The organism is Halolamina rubra, assembly GCF_000739555.1.
GTDB classification, from domain to species: domain Archaea; phylum Halobacteriota; class Halobacteria; order Halobacteriales; family Haloferacaceae; genus Halolamina; species Halolamina rubra.
On record NZ_BBJN01000054.1, the window covers coordinates 21,814 to 37,561 of the forward strand.

20 protein-coding genes and 1 pseudogene are annotated in these 15,748 nt (G+C 69.4%); 6 read left to right on the forward strand and 15 right to left on the reverse strand.

The window, feature by feature from the left end; genetic code table 11:
- Positions 1 to 8 precede the first annotated feature (8 nt).
- Positions 9 to 299 carry a transcriptional regulator gene (locus ACP95_RS13715; RefSeq protein WP_049981742.1) on the reverse strand — a complete coding sequence of 97 codons (291 nt, stop codon included), beginning with the start codon at positions 297 to 299 and terminating at the stop codon, positions 9 to 11.
- 95 nt (positions 300 to 394) lie between these two features.
- Here ACP95_RS13715 and ACP95_RS13720 point away from each other — a divergent pair, with 95 nt between their 5' ends.
- A complete protein-coding gene (locus ACP95_RS13720) occupies positions 395 to 1,363 on the forward strand; it encodes a nucleotidyltransferase family protein (RefSeq protein WP_049981743.1) in 969 nt (322 codons plus the stop codon).
- Here the strand turns inward: ACP95_RS13720 and ACP95_RS13725 are convergent, their stop codons facing one another.
- On the reverse strand, positions 1,364 to 1,732 hold the full coding sequence (locus ACP95_RS13725) for a cupin domain-containing protein (protein WP_049981744.1): 369 nt from the start codon (positions 1,730 to 1,732) through the stop codon (positions 1,364 to 1,366).
- A gap of 110 nt (positions 1,733 to 1,842) precedes the next feature.
- Here ACP95_RS13725 and ACP95_RS13730 point away from each other — a divergent pair, with 110 nt between their 5' ends.
- On the forward strand, positions 1,843 to 2,076 hold the full coding sequence (locus ACP95_RS13730) for a DUF7542 family protein (RefSeq protein WP_049981745.1): 234 nt from the start codon (positions 1,843 to 1,845) through the stop codon (positions 2,074 to 2,076).
- A 192-nt stretch (positions 2,077 to 2,268) separates the two neighbouring features.
- On the opposite strand, the gene ACP95_RS13735 is transcribed toward ACP95_RS13730, so the two are convergent.
- Together ACP95_RS13735 and ACP95_RS13740 are read right to left on the reverse strand one after the other, a co-directional pair.
- Positions 2,269 to 3,906: a Na+/H+ antiporter NhaC family protein gene (locus tag ACP95_RS13735; protein WP_049981758.1), complete on the reverse strand. Its 1,638-nt coding sequence runs from the start codon at positions 3,904 to 3,906 to the stop codon at positions 2,269 to 2,271.
- Positions 3,907 to 4,134: 228 nt separating this feature from the next.
- Complete coding sequence (locus ACP95_RS13740) at positions 4,135 to 4,872, reverse strand: diphthine--ammonia ligase (RefSeq protein ID WP_394324982.1); 738 nt, start codon at positions 4,870 to 4,872, stop codon at positions 4,135 to 4,137.
- Positions 4,873 to 4,941: 69 nt separating this feature from the next.
- Here ACP95_RS13740 and ACP95_RS13745 point away from each other — a divergent pair, with 69 nt between their 5' ends.
- Positions 4,942 to 5,607, forward strand: coding sequence for a DUF7504 family protein (locus ACP95_RS13745; RefSeq protein ID WP_049981746.1), 666 nt, complete (start codon positions 4,942 to 4,944; stop codon positions 5,605 to 5,607).
- The gene (locus ACP95_RS13750) at positions 5,604 to 7,667 is read left to right on the forward strand and encodes a hypothetical protein (RefSeq protein ID WP_049981747.1); all 2,064 of its coding nucleotides are present in this window, start codon (positions 5,604 to 5,606) and stop codon (positions 7,665 to 7,667) included. The genes ACP95_RS13745 and ACP95_RS13750 overlap by 4 nt, the downstream gene beginning before the upstream one ends.
- On the opposite strand, the gene ACP95_RS16180 is transcribed toward ACP95_RS13750, so the two are convergent.
- From ACP95_RS16180 to ACP95_RS13760, 3 genes are all read right to left on the reverse strand, one after another.
- Positions 7,651 to 7,791: a DUF7503 family protein gene (locus ACP95_RS16180; protein ID WP_166623246.1), complete on the reverse strand. Its 141-nt coding sequence runs from the start codon at positions 7,789 to 7,791 to the stop codon at positions 7,651 to 7,653. The genes ACP95_RS13750 and ACP95_RS16180 overlap by 17 nt on opposite strands.
- Positions 7,792 to 7,906: 115 nt before the next feature.
- Complete coding sequence (locus tag ACP95_RS13755; protein ID WP_049981748.1) at positions 7,907 to 8,875, reverse strand: phosphoadenosine phosphosulfate reductase family protein; 969 nt, start codon at positions 8,873 to 8,875, stop codon at positions 7,907 to 7,909.
- A 109-nt stretch (positions 8,876 to 8,984) separates the two neighbouring features.
- Complete coding sequence (locus ACP95_RS13760) at positions 8,985 to 9,446, reverse strand: hypothetical protein (RefSeq protein ID WP_049981749.1); 462 nt, start codon at positions 9,444 to 9,446, stop codon at positions 8,985 to 8,987.
- 199 nt (positions 9,447 to 9,645) lie between these two features.
- Between ACP95_RS13760 and ACP95_RS13765 the strand changes: the two genes are divergently transcribed.
- The gene (locus tag ACP95_RS13765) at positions 9,646 to 9,996 is read left to right on the forward strand and encodes a HesB/IscA family protein (RefSeq protein ID WP_049981750.1); all 351 of its coding nucleotides are present in this window, start codon (positions 9,646 to 9,648) and stop codon (positions 9,994 to 9,996) included.
- A 36-nt stretch (positions 9,997 to 10,032) separates the two neighbouring features.
- On the opposite strand, the gene ACP95_RS13770 is transcribed toward ACP95_RS13765, so the two are convergent.
- Positions 10,033 to 10,596 carry a DUF7110 family protein gene (locus ACP95_RS13770; RefSeq protein WP_049981751.1) on the reverse strand — a complete coding sequence of 188 codons (564 nt, stop codon included), beginning with the start codon at positions 10,594 to 10,596 and terminating at the stop codon, positions 10,033 to 10,035.
- Between the two features lie 113 nt (positions 10,597 to 10,709).
- Positions 10,710 to 11,050 (reverse strand): annotated as a pseudogene (locus ACP95_RS13775) (glutaredoxin family protein).
- Between the two features lie 88 nt (positions 11,051 to 11,138).
- Here ACP95_RS13775 and ACP95_RS13780 point away from each other — a divergent pair.
- Positions 11,139 to 11,486, forward strand: a complete 348-nt coding sequence (locus ACP95_RS13780; RefSeq protein WP_049981752.1) for a helix-turn-helix transcriptional regulator — start codon at positions 11,139 to 11,141, stop codon at positions 11,484 to 11,486.
- Between the two features lie 265 nt (positions 11,487 to 11,751).
- Here the strand turns inward: ACP95_RS13780 and ACP95_RS13785 are convergent, their stop codons facing one another.
- The 6 genes from ACP95_RS13785 to folP form a co-directional block, all read right to left on the reverse strand.
- The gene (locus ACP95_RS13785; RefSeq protein WP_049981753.1) at positions 11,752 to 12,159 is read right to left on the reverse strand and encodes a GNAT family N-acetyltransferase; all 408 of its coding nucleotides are present in this window, start codon (positions 12,157 to 12,159) and stop codon (positions 11,752 to 11,754) included.
- Between the two features lie 16 nt (positions 12,160 to 12,175).
- On the reverse strand, positions 12,176 to 12,934 hold the full coding sequence (gene psmA / locus ACP95_RS13790; protein WP_049981754.1) for an archaeal proteasome endopeptidase complex subunit alpha: 759 nt from the start codon (positions 12,932 to 12,934) through the stop codon (positions 12,176 to 12,178).
- A 2-nt stretch (positions 12,935 to 12,936) separates the two neighbouring features.
- The gene (locus ACP95_RS13795; protein WP_049981755.1) at positions 12,937 to 13,416 is read right to left on the reverse strand and encodes an Rpp14/Pop5 family protein; all 480 of its coding nucleotides are present in this window, start codon (positions 13,414 to 13,416) and stop codon (positions 12,937 to 12,939) included.
- Positions 13,413 to 14,015 carry a class I SAM-dependent methyltransferase gene (locus tag ACP95_RS13800; protein ID WP_049981756.1) on the reverse strand — a complete coding sequence of 201 codons (603 nt, stop codon included), beginning with the start codon at positions 14,013 to 14,015 and terminating at the stop codon, positions 13,413 to 13,415. Before ACP95_RS13800 ends, ACP95_RS13795 begins: the two co-directional genes overlap by 4 nt.
- Complete coding sequence (locus tag ACP95_RS13805) at positions 14,012 to 14,707, reverse strand: RNase P subunit p30 family protein (protein WP_049981760.1); 696 nt, start codon at positions 14,705 to 14,707, stop codon at positions 14,012 to 14,014. Before ACP95_RS13805 ends, ACP95_RS13800 begins: the two co-directional genes overlap by 4 nt.
- A 53-nt stretch (positions 14,708 to 14,760) precedes the next feature.
- A partial coding sequence (gene folP / locus ACP95_RS13810; RefSeq protein ID WP_082224695.1) for a dihydropteroate synthase occupies positions 14,761 to 15,748 on the reverse strand: 988 nt, incomplete at its 5' end.

Sequence of the window (15,748 nt, forward strand, 5' to 3'; positions counted from 1 at the left end):
ACGACGCCTCAGGCCGACTCGATCACCAGCTCCGGCTCCATGATCCGCTCGCACTTACACTCCGGACACTTGCTCGGCGCCGAGAGTGGGTCGTCGAAGCCGCTGAAGCCACAGTCCTTGCACGTCGGCGGCGCGACCAGTAGCTGCTCGTCGGCGCCGTCCAGCGACTTCGCGACGTGGCGGAGGTGGTCGTAGACGACGGTCGTCGGAACGCCGACCTCCTTCGAGAGCGCGCGGGGCGTCGCCGGCGCCTCCCGGAGCGCGTCGACGATCCGCTGGCGGGTTGTCGCTTCCTCCATACCGGGCGTTCGACCGGGCCGAACAAACCAGTTTCCCGCCGTCGGGCGACGCCGATGGAAAAAGGGTTTACCGGGTCCCGGCCAACCCAGGTGCCATGAAGGCAATCGTCCTCGCGGGCGGGTACGCGACGCGGCTCTGGCCGATCACCCGCAACCGACCGAAGATGTTTCTCCCCGTCGGCGAGGGGACGGTCATCGACGACGTGTTCGCCGACCTGGAGGCCGACGACCGGGTCGACGAGGTGTACGTCTCGACCAACGAGCGCTTCGCCGACGACTTCCACGAGTACATCGCCGACAGCGAGTTCGAGAAACCCGTCGTCTCCGTCGAGGAGACCGTCGACGAGGACGAGAAGTTCGGCGTCGTCGGCGCGCTGGCCCAGCTGATCGACCGCGAGGGGATCGACGACGACCTCGTGGTGGTCGCCGGCGACAACCTCATCTCCTTCGACCTCGCCGAGTTCGGCGACTTCTTCCAGGAGAAGGGGACGCCCTGCATCGCGGCCTACGACGTCGGGTCGAAGGAGCGCGCCTCCTCCTACGGGCTCGTCGATCTGGAGGGCGACCGCATCGTCGACTTCCAGGAGAAGCCCGACGAGCCCAAGAGCACGCTGGTCTCGATCGCCTGCTACGCGTTCCCGGAGGAGACGCTGCCGGAGTTCGAGACGTACCTCGACGGCGAGAACAACCCCGACGAGCCCGGCTGGTTCATCCAGTGGCTCCAGTCCCGGGAGGCCGTCCACGCGTTCACGTTCGACGGCGCGTGGTTCGACATCGGGACGCCCGAGAGCTACCTCGAAGCCGTGGCCTGGAAGCTCGACGGCGAGAACATGGTCGCCGACGACGCGACCGTCGACGCCGAGCTCGGCGAGAACGTCCACGTGATGTCCGGCGCGACCGTCGAGAACAGCGAGCTCGACCGGAGCATCGTGTTCGAGGACGCGACCGTCGTCGACTCCTCGCTCCGGGAGTCGATCGTCGACACCGAGAGCTACGTCGCGGGGCTGGACCTCGCGGGCGCGCTCGTCGGCGCCCACTCCGAGATCGCCGACCGGGACGAGTAGCTACGGCTCGAACGCGTCGTTTTGCAGCCCCTCCCGGACCGGTTCGTGCTCGGCGTCGGTCGGCGGCGGCGCCGTCACGAGCACGGCCTCGAGTCGCTCGTCGCCGGCTTTCACGCCGCGGTTCTGGCCGGCCGGCACCGTCACGACCGATCCGGGGCCGACCTCGTGGGTCCGGTCGCCGTCGCGGACGACGCCGTGGCCGGACTGGACGACGACGGTCACGTCGCTGTCGGGCGCGTGGACCGGGATGAACTGCCCGGGCTCGAAGTAGCCACAGACGGTCTTGGATCGCTCGGTGCTGGACACCTCGCGGGCCGAGAACCGGTCGTCGTCGTACGCTCGCTCGTCGTCGACGCTGGTCGCGGGCATGGCTACCAGTTCCGGCGCCGGCGCCTCCCGGTTGTGTCGAACACGTTCGTCAGCGCCGCCGTTCGCTCGGGTCCGCGAGCGCTAAGTGTCCGGGGGCGGTAGGTAGGGTAATGAGCGAGAACCGAGTCACGGTCACCTGCGGTGACTGTGCGCTCTCCGAGACGTTCGACTCGCTGGGGACCGCTCGGGAGTTCATCGAGGAGCACCGCGTCGAAACCGGCCACGACCCGACGTGGGAGTTCGGCGCGCTGGCCGCGGGGGTCGAGCGGGCCGGCGACGAGGCGGGAGTCTGTGGTAGCCCGGGCTGTACCGACACGGACTCGCCGCTGTACCGGGGCGAGTAGCGAAAGAACGGCGGAGCGCGAGACGACAGTCCTGCGGAACGGCGACTGCCCGTCGTCGCGGACTGGTCGTCGCGAAATAAGTCGTCGCCGATCCGCGGTTGGCAGTCACCGCGGATCAGCCGTCACAGCGGTGCGACTGACCGTCGTCGCGAAATAAGTCGTCACAGAGGTGCGACTGACCGCCGTCGCACCTCAGTCGTCGGACGGCGCCACCCGCTGCTCGGTCGTCGACGCCTTCGGCGCGACCCCCTTGCGGCTGGAGTCCCACTCCGAGAGCCCGTAGACGACCGCGTACAGCAGGCCGACGCCGACCGGCAGCAGCGCCAGCGGCGTGATCCGTGTCGCGCCCCAGACCAGCAGCATCACCGCGGCGACGGAGATCACCGTCATCGCGTAGTAGATCTGGGTCCGGACGTGGTCGATGTGGTCCGCTCCCGTGAACGTCGAGGAGAGGATCGTCGTGTCCGAGATCGGCGAGCAGTGGTCGCCGAAGATGGCGCCGCTGAACACCGTCCCCACTGCGACCGGCAGCAGCGCCGGCGAGGCGCCGCCGATGTTCCAGGCCAGCGGGATCGCGATCGGCGTCACGATCGCCATCGTCCCCCACGAGGTACCGGTGGAGAACGCGATCAGCGCCGCGGCGAACAGGATCACGATCGGCAGCAGCGTCGGGGAGATGAACGCCTGGGCGGAGTTGGTGACGTACGTCCCCGTGCCGAGCGTGGTCGTGACGCCGCCGATGGTCCACGCCATGATCAGGATCGACGCCGCGGTCAGCATCATGCCGAACCCGTCGATGACGGTCTCCATCGCCTCCTCGAGGCTCATCAGCCCCGCGATGGTGCCGGAAATGATCCCCATCGACGCCATGGAGAACGAGCCCCACAGCAGCGCGTCGACGAACGCGGCGTTGTCGACGATGGTGATGAACGAGGCGCCGGCGCCCGCGCCGGTGTAGCCGGTGTACGCCGCCCCGAAGAACACGACCGTGATCAGCGTGCCGACCGGGATGGCGAAGAAGCGCAGGCTCGGCTCGTCGGTGACCACGTCGCCGAGGCTGTCCTCGGCGCTCTGCATCGGGTTCGCGTCGTCGCGGAGCACCTTCCCCTCCTTCCAGGAGCGGTGCTCGGCGTCGAGCATCTCGCCGAAGTCGCGCTGGGTCATGACGATGATGCCGACCATCACGATCGCGAAGATGCAGTACATGTTGAACGGGATGCTCTGCAGGAACACCGAGAACGACGACGGCGCCTGCTCGGAGATCCCGGCCGACTGGTACCCCTGGTCGATCATACTCAGCTGGTACACCACCCAACTGGAGATCCCGAACGTCGCGACCGGCGCGGCCGTGGAGTCGATGATGTACGACAGCTTCTCCCGGGACATCCGCATCTGGTCGGCCATGTCGCGCATCGTCGTGCCGACGATGGCGGTGTTGGAGTAGTCCCCGAAGAACCACAGCATGCCGAAGATCCACGTCGCGAGCCCGACCTTGCGCTGTGAGTCGAGCCGAGCGGTGGCGGCGTTGGCGATCGCCAGCGCGCCGCCCAGCCGCCAGATCATCGCGACCCCGGCGCCGAGGAACATCACGATCATCAGGATCTTCGCGTTGAACAGACTCGCGCCGATCGACTCGGCGGTCCAGGTCAGCGTCTTGACGAACCCGTGGCCACCGGTGTAGATCACCGCGCCGGACCACACCCCCAGGAACAGCGAGAGGATGGCCCGGCGGGTGATCATCGCCAGGAAGATGGCCAGAAGCGGCGGGAGCAGCGAGAGCGCCCCGAACTCGGAGCTCTGGAGGGGCAGGAGCAGCCCGGGGTCAGCCATCGCCATCACCCCCGCGACCGCGGTTCGGGGAGCGATCCCCGTCGTGTGCGGAACGATGCCCGACGGCAGCGTGTTCGGTTTCGATTCGGTGTTGTGTCATGTGTTACCCTCCACCGTGACGATTGTTCCTGCGAGCAAGCATGTATAAACCCACCGGTCAGAAAAGCGTCGTCGCGTCGGGTCTCAGCCGACAGAACCGCCGTTTTGGTCAGTCAGCCGGAACGATCCTCAGTCGAGCCGCGCGTCCTCGACGACGACGTGGCCGCGGGTCCCCTCCCACTCGGTGGTCAGCTCCAACTCGATCCGGCGATCCATGTGGGGGCCGTCGACGACGAACGTCTCGAACTCGCCGCCCTCGCCGAGCACGTGGACGCCGTACTCCTCGTTGAGCGCCCGCAGCTCCGCCAGCGAGTCGGCGTCGAGCGTGCGGCCGAGCCAGGACTCGTCGAGCCCCGCGGCCGCGACCTGCACGATCCTGATCTCGAAGCCGGCGTCGAGCATCGCCTCCGCGAGTTCGACCGGGTCGCGCTGCCACAGCGGCGCGAACAGATCGATGCCGAGCCGGTCACAGAGCCCCTCGATCCGGGAGGTCTGGTACTCGCTCTCGACGGCGCCGGCGGTGACGCCGGTGAGCTCGAACGCCGGCTCCGCGGCCAGCTCTCGCAGCGCCGCCTCCAGCGGCTCGAGTTCGGCGTCGCCCTGCGCGCCGGCGTCGACGACGTCGTCGGCGCCGAACGAGTCGGGCTCGACCTCCACGAGCGGGAGCCCGACGCTATCGGCGGCGAGGCGGGCGAGGTGGGTCGCGGGCGTGTGGTACATGTACGAGTCCCCCGCCGGGTGGACAGTCAACAACCGGCCCACGTCCAGTCCCTCCTGCTGGGCGCGGTACAGCGCCCACGCGGAGTCTTTCCCACCCGAGAAGAGGCTCACCCAGGTCATGGCGGTCACCAGTCGGTCCGGCGGCATACGGGCTCCGGTTCGTACGCGGCCCGAACCATCACGACGTTTTTTATCCGGGAGCCGTCATCTCGGGGCATGAGCCGGCCCGTCGCGACGTACCGCGGAGGCGGGAGCGTCCGGAGGACGTTCCAGGAGCTCAAGCGCCGCGGGGCGCAGGTGCTCGTGATCGGCGACGTACCGGAGGCCGTCTCCCGCCGGGCGACGCGTCGCCTGCTGGGCCACCCCGACGAGCAGCGCTACCGCGTGCTCGCCCTCACCGACAGCGCCGTCGACGACGCGGCGTGGTTCCCGGGCGAGTGCGCGCCCGACGACGAACGGGTCGCCCTGATCGACGAGCGCGAACTCCGGGGGAGCGCGGCCACCGACGCCCCCGTCGGACCGAGCCCCGCCGAGGAGCCAGTGCTCCGGCGCATCGACGCCGAGATCCGGGCGTGGGAGCCCGACGAGACGCCGCCGCCCGCCGTGCTCCGTGTCGGCCTCTACTCGCTCGAGCCGCTGCTCGAGGCCCACGGCGTCGACGCCGTCCGGACGCTCACCGCCCGACTGACCGGCGCCGTTCGCCGTGTCCGCGGGATCGGCCACTACCACCTGCCGCGCGCGGCGGACGCCGACGCCGTCGCCGACCTCGAGCCCGCGTTCGACGCCCGGTTGGAGCTCCGGAGCGCGGCGAACGGCCCCGAACAGCGCTGGCACCTCCCGGGGCGGGGGACCACGAGCTGGGTCGCCCTGGAGGATCCGTGATCGAGTTCGAGCCCGTCGAGCGCGGCCTCCGCGTCGTCGACACGCTCGAGGAGGTCGAGTACGTCGTCGAAGCCGACGGCGTCGCCCCGGCGCCGGCGCCCGCCGACCGGTTCCCCACGCCGGTCGACGACGCGGTCCGCGTCCGGACCGAGCGCCTCTCGCTCCCGTCGGTGTTCGACTACCACCTCCGAGAGGGGGACGGCAGCGCGCGGCGGGCGGTGTCGGGCAGGGAGCAGTCCGTGAGCGCGACGACGTTCGTGGAGGCCACGAACACGCCGATGAAGCTCTACCTCCGGATCGACGCGCCCGCGACGGTCGCGTCCGTAGAGTCGGGCACCCAGATCAACTTCGACGCGCCGTCGACGGTGCTGGTCGGCGCGCGCTCGCTCCACCGACGCCCCGCCGGCACAGTCACCGTCCCCGAGACCCCCGCCGGCGTGGCTCGCGGGATCTCGCTGTTCGGCTCCGCGTTGAAAACCACGTCGCCGGAGCGCTCGTTCCCGACGCTCCGTGGCCACCCGCCGCTGCTCGAGTTCGGCGAGTCGTTCGACGCCGACGGGTTCGAACGCCCAGACACGGTTATCGAAATCCGGGTGCCCGAGGACTACGCGAGCGTGTTCAGCGTCGCCCCGCTCGCGTACTACCTCGGCGCCGCCGTCCGCACGGGCGCCGCCACGCCGACGCTCGTCGCCGGCGACGAGACCGTCGCCCTCCGTGGCGACCTCGGCGAGGCGGCCGCCGACACGCTCCGGCACTGCTTCCTGCTCGACTGTGTCACCCGGACGGAGGGGCTCTACCCGGTGTCGCTCCGGGAGCGCGAGGCGCTCGCCGAGCGGACGACGATCGAGCCCGAGCGGTGGTACGAGCTCCCGATCGACCGCCGGACCGCCGCGTACCTCTCGGTGCCTCAGGACGTGACCGAGGGGCTGCTGGACTGGCACCTCACCGCGGATATCGAGCCGGCGGCACGGAACGCGGCGATCCTCCCGTTCGTCGCCGACGACCTCGCGATCGTCCGGTCGCCGACGCCGCTGGCGGAGCGGGCGACGGCGACGACCGAGCCCGACGAGCTCGAGGAGTTCTTCCGGGCCGAGGAGGTGGGCGGGAGCCGGACCACACAGAACGCGAGTTCGCCCGCCGAGTCGGTTCGGTCCCCCGTCGAGACCGAGACGTACGGCCACGTCTGGGTTGGCGAGGAGTTCCCGATGGGCGCCTCCAAGCCGACCGTCGACGCCTACCGCCGGCGGCTCGACCGCCAGCCGGCCGACGACAGCACGACGACGGTGACGCTCGTCTGCAACGACGAGGCGATGCTGGAGGAGATCGACGAGGAGCTGTACGGCTTCTTCGACATGCTGGCGTTCGAGGTCCGGACCCACCACGACCTGACCAAGGCAGAACTCCGGTCGGTGCTCCGAACCGAGACGAGCTTCCTCCACTACGTCGGCCACGTGGAGGACGAGGGCGTCCAGTGTGCCGACGGCTACCTCGACCTGCGGACGCTCTCGGCGACGGGCGTCGAGGCGTTTCTACTCAACGGCTGTCGCTCCTACGAGCAGGGGCAGGCCCTGGTCGACGCCGGCGCGTTCGGCGGGGTGGCGACGCTCACCAGCGTGAGCAACGCGAAGGCGACCAGAACCGGGCGCCATCTCGCCCACCTGCTCGACGCCGGCTTCGACTTCCACGGCGCGCTGGACGTGATCCGTCGCATCCGGATCTCACGGCAGAACTACGTCGTCGTCGGCGACGGCCGGGTCACGATCTCACAGTCCGACTCCGGGACGCCGCTGCTGCTCACCTGCGACGAGCGGGGGCCCGAGGAAGTCACCGTCACCTACCACGAGTACCCGACGGCGACGTTCAACGTCGGCTCGATGACCCGGCCGTACATCGAAGAGAACGGGACGCAGTATCTCGCCGTCGGGGAGATGGCCACCTTCACCGTGCCTTACGAACGACTGGCGGAGCGGTTGAGCGACCACCGAATCCCCGTCGTCGTCGACGGCGAACTCTGGTGGACGAACTCGGTCGATCTGACGACGCTCAGGGACCGACAGTAGTCCCCTGTCCCGCCGCGACGATCCCGCTGGCCTGGGAGAGCACGACGAGCATCGTGAACAGGACGCCGACCATCTTCGGGTGCTCCGCGAGGTACGCCGCCATGCTGGAACTGTTGGATTCCATGTTGGGTTCCTGAATTGATGTGGCAAAAAATATACCGTAAAAATTCAGATAGGAAACGATTGTGAGAAACCGGTGATCCGCGGCGTCGGCGGTCGGGGAAACCGCTCGCCGGGCGTTACATGTAGCCCAGGTCGCGGAGGCGCTCCATGAGATCCTCCTTGTCCTGGGCGCGGCCGGCACGTTCGGTCGTGTTCTCGAGGTCCTGGTGCCACGCGGGCTCCTCCTCGCTCTTCTCGGTGGAGACCTCCGAGCCGAGCGAGCGGAAACCGGCGAAGTACTTCGGCGACACCGGGATGTCGTCCTGGGTCAGCCCGTTCGGCAGGTCGTCGGCGTCGTCCGGGACGTAGCCGTCCTCGGGGTACCCCTCGACGGTGTCCGGGACGACGTAGTGCCAGAAGCAGTCCCAGACCGCGCGCTCGTCGAACTGCAGGATCGGCTGGATGCGGTCGTGGGGCGGGTAGATGTCCGGGTCGTGACGGGGGCTGAAGAACGTCTCGTCGGCGCGGGCCTCCTGCTCGTCCCAGCGGACGCCGGAGATGATGCCGTCGATGTCCAGCTCCTCGATGGCGTTGTTCAGCGGCACCGTCTTCAGCAGGTGGTTGCCGACGTACGTGTCCAGCAGGAACGGGAACGTCTCCTCCTCGTACTCGAGAATGTTCCGGATGTGGTGCTGGTTCTGCTCGTTGAGCTCGGAGATCTCGATGTCGTCGCCCGGGGTGAGCCCGTGCTCGTCGACGTAGGCGCCGACGTCGTCGTTGCGCGCGAAGTGGACGTCGAGGTCCCACTCCTCCGCCCAGTGGTCGACGAAGTCCATCAGCTCGTCGAAGTGCTGGTAGTGGTCGAGGAACACCGCCGGGGGCACCTCGAGGTCGTGGCGCTCGGCGACCTCTTTCACGAAGTACAGCGTGAGGGTGGAGTCCTTCCCGCCGGTCCACATGATCGCGGGGTTCTCGTACTCCTCGAGCCCCTGCCGGGTGACCTCGATCGCCTTCTCGATCTTGTGCTGGAGGCTCGGGTAGTCCTCGGGGGACTCGCCCTCGCCGTCCGTGTAGTCGACGTTCAGGTAGTCGGGGAACTCGCTCATCGTCTAATTAGATGTAATTACGTGAGCATCAAAGTTCTTGTGTTCGAACAGCGGGCCCGAACCGACCGACGGAACGGCGCCAGCAGCACCCACACCGCCCGAACGGCCGTCACTCCGGGGACTCGGGGTCGTCGATCCAGCCGTAACACCGGTTGTCGCCGTCGTCGGTCAGCATCGACTCCGGAACGAAGCCGGCGTCGCCCCGGGCGCCGACGCGCTCCCCGGAGCCGTCGTCGACGGCCATCGCTTTCGCCGAGAGCCGCAGCGTCACCGTCAGTTCGCCCTCGTCGGCGTCGAAGGCGGCCGCGACCGACTTCGGCCCCACGCCGAACGCCACGTACCCGTCCGCGGCCTCGACCGCGAGGTCGTGGCTCGAGAGCGCGCCGGCGACGCCCTCGGCCGCCTCGCGCATCGACTCCCGGTCGGCCTCGGTCGCCAGGTCGAACGAGCCGTCGTCGTCGACGCTCCCGTCGTCGAACGCGAGGGTCGGGTACTGCAGGTCGGCCGCCGGCAGGCCGTGGTCGGGGTCGTCGCCGGCCGGGGACTCCTCGCTCCCGTTCCCGTCGGTCATCGGCGCCCCCCGTCGCGAACGCCGTCGGGGCTGCGGTCGGTTCTGGTCACGTCGCGGGCGGTGCTCATGGCGGCGTAGTCGGAGCGTCGGGAGGAGAAAGGTTCGGTTCCCGCCGTGTGCGTCGGCGTGGGGCTCGGACACTGCTCCGAGGCGAGGGGAGCCGCGAGCTTTATCCGGGACACCTCGGTACTCGGAAACGATGAGTGGCCAGTCTGCGGGCCGACCGCTGTCGCTCACGGCCGACGCCGACGAGCGCTTGGCGTCGCTGCTCGACGACCAGGGGCTCGACCCCGACAGCGCCGGGCTCAGGGTGGCTGTCGAGCGCGGCGGCTGTGCGGGGCTCTCCTACCGGTTCGATCTGGTCGCCTCGCCGGAGCCGGACGACATTGTGCAGGACCGCGACGGCGTGAACGCCTTCGTCGATCCGGCGGCGGTCGAGTACGTCGACGGCGCCGCGATCGACCACACGCGCTCGGCCCACGGCACGGGGTTCCGGATCGACAACCCGAACGCGGACCAGCAGTGTGGCTGCGGGCTCTCGTTTCGGTGAGGGTGCCGCCTCGCTCGCAGAAGGGACCGGCGCGAATTAGCTGATGAACTCGTTGTCCCGCCAGTTGACGCCGCCGTCCTCGCCGTTGCCCTGGCGTGGGTTCTCGACGACTTCGACGCTCGCGGGGCGTTCCTCGCCCTCGACGATGCGGACCGCCTGGAGGTCGTCGTCCTTCTCCAGGACGGCGGTCAGCGTGCCCTTCTCGGAGATGAGCGCGAGTTCGCGCAGGACGAGGAACATCGGGAAGCGCAGCGCGCTGTTCTGGAGCACCGTCTCGCGGTCGCCCTTGAAGCAGGCGAACTCGACGAGCTCGGAGGGGATCTCCTCCTCTTCCTCCTCCTGGCCCCAGGTCGGGGCGGTTTTCGGCGGCTCCTCCTCGTAGACACGCGTCTCGGAGACGCTCGCTTTGAGCTGTGCCGTCGGCGTGTACTTGCCGATGTCGGCGTCCTCCGCGACGGCTTTCAGGATCAGGGTGTTGTTCCGGCGGGTGAGTTCGACGTCGTCGAGTTCGGCTGGGAGATCCGGGTTCTCCAGAAACTCTTCGAGGTCTTCGAGTGGCAGTTCGAGGGTCGAGTGGAGTCGGAATACGCGACCTGTCATTTGTGGGTGTGGGATGGGATGTGTGTGGGGGTTCGGTGGGCGGCGAGTGGCGTTAACCGTACGAGTACGCCAGTTCTAGGCCGTCTAGCCTTTTAGCTGTTGTTGCCTGCGGTTCAGGCGCTGGCGCGGACCGTCTCCGCGAGCTCGTCGCGCTCGTCCAGCTCCGCGAGCACGTCGCTGCCGCCGACGAACTCGCCGTCGACGAACGTCTGTGGGATCGTCTCCCAGTCGGACTTCTCCTCGAGCACCGAGCGGTACTGCGGGAGCGCCGGCAGCACGTCGACGGTCTCGAACTCCGCGCGGTGCTGGGAGATCAGCTGGACCGCACGCTGGGAGTAGCCACACTGGGGATCAGCCGGTTGCCCTTCATGAACAGGACGACTTCGTTCTCCTCGAGAACTTCCTCGACCCGCTCGCGGACTTCCTCCTCGGTAAGTTCGCTCTGGGAGCTCATTTCGGTACGATATAGGTGGGTTGCCCGGATAACGGTTGCGCCGCGGGGACGGTAGCCTTTAACCTCCGGCCCGTGAACGCTCGCACACATGAGCGCGGCCGACTACGACCTCAGCGAAGACGAGCGGCAGGCCCTCGAGCTGATCCGCGAGAGCGGCGGCATCTACCAGAGCGACTTCTGGAAGGAGCTGGACATCTCCTCGCGAAAGGGCAGTCGGATCGCGGAGTCCCTCGCCGAGCAGGAGCTGATCCAGCGGGAGGAAGCCGTCTACAACGGCCACAACACGTACCTCCTGAAGCCCCGGACGCGCGACCTCGAGTTCTCGCTGCTTATGGCCGGGGACATGCTCACCCCATTCATCGGCGAGGAGGAGGTCGATCCGCAGTCCGACGCCTTCTCGCAGTGGTTGATGAACCTCGCCTACGAGGAGTACTGATAAATCGCGGCTCGTGATCAGCCGCGACCGCCGTGTCGCGGCGACGGAACCTACGCCGCGATTGTGCTACTAACCGATCACGGCTCGTAACCTGCCGCGGGCTCCGTCCCGCGGCGACGGCGCGTGTTGCCGTGATCGTGTTCTTACCTATCACGGCTCGTGATCCGCCGCGACCGCCGTGTCGCGGCGACTGAACCCATGCCGTGAATCGTGTACTAACCAACCGACAGCCCGCCAACCACGACGACCGCCGTCGACGCCCTCCCTACTCCTCGACGCGGTAGTACATCCCCTTCGAGGCGGGCGCGGTCCGCTCGAACCCCCACTGCTCGTAGAACCCGTCCACGTCCGCCAGCAGGTTGACGTACGCATTCGGCGGGGCGGTGTCGTCGATCCAGTCCATCACCGCGTCCATCAGCCGGCTCCCCAGCCCCCGTCCCTGGTGATCCGGGTGGACCACCATGTCGCAGACGTGGAACACGCTGCCGTCGTCGCCGACGACCCGGGCCATCCCGACCGTCTCGCCCGCGTCGTCGACGACGATCACGGCGTAGCTGCTGTTCGGGAGCCCTCGCTCGACTGCCTCGCGCGAGCGTGCGGACATCCCCGCGGCGTCGCGGAGTTCGAGAAATCGATCGACCGTCGGCGCCGACTCGCGGAGTTCGTACGGCATCGAAACCCGGCGCGGACTACTCCTCGGTCGCTTCGTCGTCCACGTCCTCCGCGAGCAGGTCCCCTCGCGCCAGGTGGGTCTCGATCTCCTCGGGCGGCAGGTGGACGTACTCCTCGGTCTCGACGTCGATCGTCGCGAGGTCGACGCCGTAGGGGTCCATCTCCTCGTCGTCGTGGACCGTCAGCGCCGAGAGCGCGAGGTCGACGCCGTCCTCGAGGCTCATCCCGTCCTCGTACTCGGCCTCGAGATGCTCGCGGATGTCCGCGCGGTTCGCGCCGACGGAGAGCGCGCGCCACTCGTAGGGGGTGCCGCTGGGGTCGCACTCGAACAGTCGCGGCCGGCCCTCGGTGACCCCGCCGACGATCAGCGAGACGCCGAACGGGCGGGCGCCGCCGTACTGCGTGTACTGCTGGATGAAGTCGGTCACCGTCTTCGAGAGCGTCTCGACGGTGATCGGCTCGCCGTAGCGCAGGTGGTTGACCTGTGCCTCCCGACGCGCCACGTCGATGAGCTTGCGCGCGTCGGCGACGTGGCCCGCGCTCGCGATGCCGATGTGGTCGTCGACCTTGTGGAGCTTCTCCACCGAGTCCGGCTCGATCATCTTCGAGCGGCGGCGCTTGTCCGCGGCGAGCACGACGCCCTCCGGCGTTCGCACGCCGACGCTGGGCGTGCCGCGTTTGACCGCCTCGCGGGCGTACTCGACCTGGTAGAGGCGCCCGTCGGGCGAGAAGATGGTGATACCGCGGTCGTAGGCCTGCTGTTGTTGTCCTTGCATGGTTACTCGGTGTCCTGGACGGTCGCGCCGACCCACCCCGACGGCGTGTCGACGTCGACGGCGCCGTCCCGGCGTCGAGCCGGCCGATCGGCGCCCTCGAACGCGACCTCTCTCTGTGTCGAACTGGGGGCTGGATCGCCTAAATAGCTTTCCGAAGCCGCGTCGACGCTGCCGGAGACGCCCGAGATCCGCAGGCCGACGGGGTGGCCGTTCACCTCGTCGACGCAGGCGATCGCCGCCCGCGCCGCTTCCACCTCGCCGCGCCGGACCCTGACGATCGCGCCGCCGCTCCCGCCCTCGATCTCGAACCGCATCAGCCGCAGGTCCGCGTCGGCGCCCCCCGGGTCGCCCAGCAGGTTCTGGCCCGCGTACCAGAGCTCCCGCTGGAACGCCCGACGGCCGATCCCGGCGTCGGGCCACGTCTCGATCGCGACCGCGAGGTAGCGCCAGCGCGGCTGGAGATGTTTGGGGAGGTGTTTCATCGGTCCGCGACGAGCACCCCGTACTGGTCGCTCACGAGCGTCGCGTCCGAGACCGAGAACCCCGCGTCGGTCAGCGCCTCGACGAGCACGCCGACGGTCGCGGGGTCGTCGACCTCGGGGGAGAACTGCTCCTCGCCCTCGGCGATCGCCGCCGAGAGCATCACGTCGCCGAGCACGAACCGCCGCGGGTCGAGAGCCGCGATCCTCTCGATCGCCTCGCGCTTCTCGTCGTCCGCGAGGTGGTGCATCGCGAAGTTCGACACGACCACGTCGACCGCGGCGTCGACGTTCGGCGCGCGGAACCGCCCCTCGCCGAACTCGACGTTGTCGTGACCCGCCTCCTCGGCCTTCCCGCGGGCCTCCGCGAGCATCCCCTCGCTGATGTCCCGCCCGATCACCGTCCCGGCCTCGGGAGCGAGTGCGAGCGCGATCGCCCCCGTGCCGCAGCCGAGATCGAGTACTGTCTCCTCGGCGCCGGGGTCGGCGGCGTCGATCACCATCGACGCGCAGGCGGCGTACTCGTCGCTGTCCTGCTGTTCGTCGTACTCCGCGGCGACCGCGGAGAAGCGTTCGGCGTGGTCGTCGATGGAGCGCTTCATTCCTCGTACCGCCCCCTTTGGACGCCCGGGGAGATGAACGAATCGGCCCGGCGCTCCCGGTTGCGCGCGGCCAGCCGGCCCCACTCGGCCAGCCCCTCCCGGACCGCGTCGGCGCCGAAGCCGATCTGCTCGCCCACCGCCGCGAGGTCGCGGGGCGCCCGCATTCGCAGGTGCGACGCCGGCGTCGCGCTCACGACGTACGGCGCGTCGAAGTAGTCGACCAGCTCCCGGAGCTTCCGCAGCTTCCGGAGCCGGCGGACCCGCGAGCCGCCGTCGTCCCGCAGCACCGCGCCGAGGTCGAACTCGATCCGCACGTCGTGGGCGACCGCCGCCTTCACGAGCACGTGGTTCACGTCGCCCGTCCCGTCGAACGGCCGCGCGAGCACGTCGACGCGGTCCTGCTCGACCGCGAACCGGTTGAGCGCGTCCGTCCCACCGCGGACCAGTAGCACGGTGCAGTCGCCCCGGAAGTTCCCCACCGCGCCGCTCGCACCCTGCGGGTCGTCGGCGTCGATCTCCACCCCCCGGACCACGTCGACGCCGTGGCGACCCGCAAGCGTCCCCGGGTCGTACTCGGCCTCGCGCGTGCGGACGACCACACCCTCGAAGCCGTACTCCGCGGCGGTTTTAACCTGCCGGGCGACCGTGGCCTCGCCCTCGGGGTGGGCGTACACCGCCTCGTAGGGTCCGATCGACTCGGGATCGGTCCCTGCGTTCGCTTCGCCCTCGCCGCCCGCGTCGTCGCTCACGGCTCGAACCCCTCCGGGTCGGCGGCGGCGTCGGCGACGTTCACCGCGGCGGCGTTCTCGGCCACGTCGTGGACGCGGACGACGTCGGCGCCGTTGGCCGCCGCGAGCGCGGTCGCGGCGATCGTGGAGTTCGGCGCGTCGCCGGCCCGCTCGCCGGTCAGTTCGAACATCGACTTGTGGGAGTGGCCGAACAGCAGCGGACAGCCCAGCGCGTCGAACTCCCCCAGGCGGTCGAGCAGGTCGAACGACTCCCGCGCGGTCTTCCCGAAGCCGATCCCGGGGTCGATCACGACCTGCCCGCGGTCGACGCCGGCCTTCTCGGCGGCCAGCAGACGCTCGTGGAGCTCCCGGATCGTCTCCTCGACTACGTCGTCGTAGTGGACCTCGGTCGACGGGTCGACCGGCGCCTCGATCGAGTGCATCAGCACGACCGGCACGCCCGTCTCGGCGGCGACGCGGCGCATCTCCGGGTCCTGCAGCCCCTCCACGTCGTTGAGCACGTCGGCGCCGGCGTCGACAACCGCGCGCGCCACCTCGGGCCGGCGCGTGTCGACCGAGACGGGCACGTCGAGATCCGCGAGGCGCTCGACGACGGGGAGCACGCGGTCGAGCTCCTCCTCGATCTCCACGGGGTCGGCGCCCGGCCGGGTGCTCTCGCCGCCCACGTCGATCAGGTCGGCGCCGGCGTCGACCATCGCCTCGGCGCGCGCGACGGCGTCCTCGACGCGCTCGTACTCGCCGCCGTCGTGGAACGAGTCGGGCGTGACGTTCAGCACGCCCATCACCGCGGTCCGGTCCTGCGGCCACGGGAACTCCCGCTCGGGTGGGCTGTGCTGGATCCCCAACTGCTGGCGGATCTCCTCGCCGAGCCCCGAGAGCCCCCACCGCTGACCCTGCAGCTTCTCGGCCAGCCGCTTGAACTGCGCCATCGTCCCGAGACGCACCACGTCGCAGGACGCGTCGCCGCCGGCCCGCCAGCGCCGA

What these genes read in the sequence shown, in the direction of transcription:
- ACP95_RS13715 (WP_049981742.1), bottom strand. Translation starts at nt 299, where the DNA reads ATGGAGGAAGCGACAACCCGCCAGCGGATCGTCGACGCGCTCCGGGAG.
- ACP95_RS13720 (WP_049981743.1), top strand. Translation starts at nt 395, where the DNA reads ATGAAGGCAATCGTCCTCGCGGGCGGGTACGCGACGCGGCTCTGGCCG.
- ACP95_RS13725 (WP_049981744.1), bottom strand. Translation starts at nt 1,732, where the DNA reads ATGCCCGCGACCAGCGTCGACGACGAGCGAGCGTACGACGACGACCGG.
- ACP95_RS13730 (WP_049981745.1), top strand. Translation starts at nt 1,843, where the DNA reads ATGAGCGAGAACCGAGTCACGGTCACCTGCGGTGACTGTGCGCTCTCC.
- ACP95_RS13735 (WP_049981758.1), bottom strand. Translation starts at nt 3,906, where the DNA reads ATGGCTGACCCCGGGCTGCTCCTGCCCCTCCAGAGCTCCGAGTTCGGG.
- ACP95_RS13740 (WP_394324982.1), bottom strand. Translation starts at nt 4,872, where the DNA reads ATGCCGCCGGACCGACTGGTGACCGCCATGACCTGGGTGAGCCTCTTC.
- ACP95_RS13745 (WP_049981746.1), top strand. Translation starts at nt 4,942, where the DNA reads ATGAGCCGGCCCGTCGCGACGTACCGCGGAGGCGGGAGCGTCCGGAGG.
- ACP95_RS16180 (WP_166623246.1), bottom strand. Translation starts at nt 7,791, where the DNA reads ATGGAATCCAACAGTTCCAGCATGGCGGCGTACCTCGCGGAGCACCCG.
- ACP95_RS13755 (WP_049981748.1), bottom strand. Translation starts at nt 8,875, where the DNA reads ATGAGCGAGTTCCCCGACTACCTGAACGTCGACTACACGGACGGCGAG.
- ACP95_RS13760 (WP_049981749.1), bottom strand. Translation starts at nt 9,446, where the DNA reads ATGACCGACGGGAACGGGAGCGAGGAGTCCCCGGCCGGCGACGACCCC.
- ACP95_RS13765 (WP_049981750.1), top strand. Translation starts at nt 9,646, where the DNA reads ATGAGTGGCCAGTCTGCGGGCCGACCGCTGTCGCTCACGGCCGACGCC.
- ACP95_RS13770 (WP_049981751.1), bottom strand. Translation starts at nt 10,596, where the DNA reads ATGACAGGTCGCGTATTCCGACTCCACTCGACCCTCGAACTGCCACTC.
- ACP95_RS13780 (WP_049981752.1), top strand. Translation starts at nt 11,139, where the DNA reads ATGAGCGCGGCCGACTACGACCTCAGCGAAGACGAGCGGCAGGCCCTC.
- ACP95_RS13785 (WP_049981753.1), bottom strand. Translation starts at nt 12,159, where the DNA reads ATGCCGTACGAACTCCGCGAGTCGGCGCCGACGGTCGATCGATTTCTC.
- psmA (WP_049981754.1), bottom strand. Translation starts at nt 12,934, where the DNA reads ATGCAAGGACAACAACAGCAGGCCTACGACCGCGGTATCACCATCTTC.
- ACP95_RS13795 (WP_049981755.1), bottom strand. Translation starts at nt 13,416, where the DNA reads ATGAAACACCTCCCCAAACATCTCCAGCCGCGCTGGCGCTACCTCGCG.
- ACP95_RS13800 (WP_049981756.1), bottom strand. Translation starts at nt 14,015, where the DNA reads ATGAAGCGCTCCATCGACGACCACGCCGAACGCTTCTCCGCGGTCGCC.